General features: G+C 34.4%; 3 protein-coding genes. All 3 read right to left on the bottom strand.

The annotated features are described in order from the left end of the window. The coding region (locus CYP28_RS08995) for a hypothetical protein (RefSeq protein ID WP_141090926.1) at positions 1–363 on the bottom strand (363 nt) is incomplete at its 3' end. An 89-nt stretch (positions 364–452) separates the two neighbouring features. Beyond that, complete coding sequence (locus CYP28_RS08990) at positions 453–1100, bottom strand: hypothetical protein (protein ID WP_103593915.1); 648 nt, start codon at positions 1098–1100, stop codon at positions 453–455. After that, positions 1097–1999, bottom strand: coding sequence for a hypothetical protein (locus CYP28_RS08985; protein WP_103593914.1), 903 nt, complete (start codon positions 1997–1999; stop codon positions 1097–1099). The genes CYP28_RS08990 and CYP28_RS08985 overlap by 4 nt, the downstream gene beginning before the upstream one ends. Positions 2000–2178 lie beyond the last annotated feature (179 nt).

Here is a 2178-nt window from a genome sequence, read left to right as displayed (position 1 = left end):
CACCCATAGAGCGCAGTAGAAAGCGAATGTAGTAAAACCACCATCATTGCCATAGGTTTTAAAAACTAAAAATACAGTTACCAGTAAATTTAAAAACATCCCAATAAAAAACAAGCCCTTGTTCAAACCTAGCTTATAGGTCGCAATATATAGTATTGCAGTTACAGACATAAAAAGCACAAACTGAGATAGTATCCCTGCTCCAAAAAACATACCCCATGAGAAAAATAGCGTTAAAGCGATTAGGGCAAAAACATCTCCCGCAAAAAATAAAAATTTATGTATGCCCCTTAGTTTTTCTAGCTTATTAAGAACTATATTGCTGTTTTTTGTTTCTAAAGTCCATATATTGTCTTCGTGCATTAAGGTCATGTTTATAGCATTATTGGTCTTCCAAAGCGGAATATACGCTATGGTATTTGAGTATATATCTCTAAAGTAGTAATTGTTAATCATATTGCCTCAATCACATTATTTGTTTTTTCTATTTTTTTTGAGCTTGTAGCATTCTTGCTCAGCGTATTTACTATAAATGTAAATGTGCTATTGCCGTCGTTGTTCTCAACGCTAAAGTCTTTATCTGCGTTTTGTGAAAGCTCTTTTATTGCCAAAATTTTTCTAAAATTCATAAGCGGCAAATTTGCCTCGTTTTTTGTATTGTATCTTTTAACAAAATTTAAAAAATCAGCTTCCAAGCCTTTGTAGTCAATGTATGCTTGGACTGATTTAAAGTCTTGTAAGGCCACATATCCACCATCAGCAAATGGCATTCTAAAAATCATTTTTTCATCGATGCCAGCTTCTAAAAGCTCGTCTTTAAAGACGTTCGCCATATACTCACCTTGGATGTCTGCATCAAAGCCAATTATGAAATAGACTTTAACTCCATTAGAGTTATTCTCTTTATAGCAATTCATCACATCGATAAAAACATCATTGTCTTTAAGTGAAGTGTTGTTTATATAGCTATCTTTTTGATCACTGCTTTGCTTTACATTTATTGGGATATTAATACAAAAGCTTTGCACGCACTCTTTAAGGTTGTGGTTACTGTGTGTGCCGATAAGTGACTCGCTAATTAGTATATAAAGTGTCTTCATAGCTTACAACTTCTCGCAAAATTCTCTTTTTCAATGATCATTGCTTGTGATTGTGGATTAAAAACTACTATGTATCCATTTTGCTCGTAGTAATCAACTGGCAATACTTTGCCTTTATAAAAATTATATATTGGTTCTGTCTTATATGATCCATCAGCTTTTTTGATGAGCTGCGTTCTAATACCAGATAATGGTCTAAAATCACATTTTGCGCTATTAGTATGAGAGTTAGAAGCAGATTGCGCTTGGGTTTGACTAGACTGCTCGGTTGGAGCTGATGGCTGACTTTGCTCTACAACTACTTTAATAGGTGTAGTTTCTTGACCATTGTCATTAGAGGCTTTAGGAGTAGCTTTTATAATGGTCTTACCCTCTTCCGCCTTTGCTGGGTCAAAGAACAATTTGTCTTGTGTTAAAAAATTGCCACCTTGTGGAAATGCTATTTTAGCATTTAAAGCCTCGTTGCTGACATCTGCAAATTTAATAAAGAAGTTAAGATCCTCTCTCCACACCTCTTTGATTTTAAACTGACATCCACCATGAACAAAGGTATCTCCAACACCATAAATTTTATTTTTATGTTTAAACTGCAATGTTTCTAAATTAAATAACGCTTTTTGCTTGATTGTCTTGACAACACTACCAAGGCATCTTCTATCAAGTTCCTCTTGGGTAGGTTTTGGTTTTTGAGCAACTGCTTTTGGCATTTGTGCCACTCTAGCACTAGCTGGGGCAACCCTGGCTGGATGTTTAGCTTTTGGCCTTGGTGCTACTGCTGGTTTTATTTCTTCTACTTTATAGTTAAGAGTATCAGTTTTACCGCTATTAACAATAGGAGTTTCACATTGATTTATATATCTTATCTTCTCTATTGTTACAACTCTAACTGGATTTGACATAAACTGATCATCTTGTGGTTTGATTTTTTCTTGCAGGTAGTTATAAAAACCAAATCTATTCTCTTTATTGTGAAGTATGGTGCTTCCGACATTAAAATTATTTAATTTTTCATTTAACTCATGCGCTGGCTGTTCTTGGCTAAAAAATGAAAAAAATCACGCTCACGATATCATCTCGC

The organism is Campylobacter concisus, assembly GCF_002914195.1.
Taxonomy (GTDB): domain Bacteria; phylum Campylobacterota; class Campylobacteria; order Campylobacterales; family Campylobacteraceae; genus Campylobacter_A; species Campylobacter_A concisus_M.
Note: the sequence above shows the minus strand (reverse complement) of the source record. Positions and strands in the feature narration are given on the sequence as shown.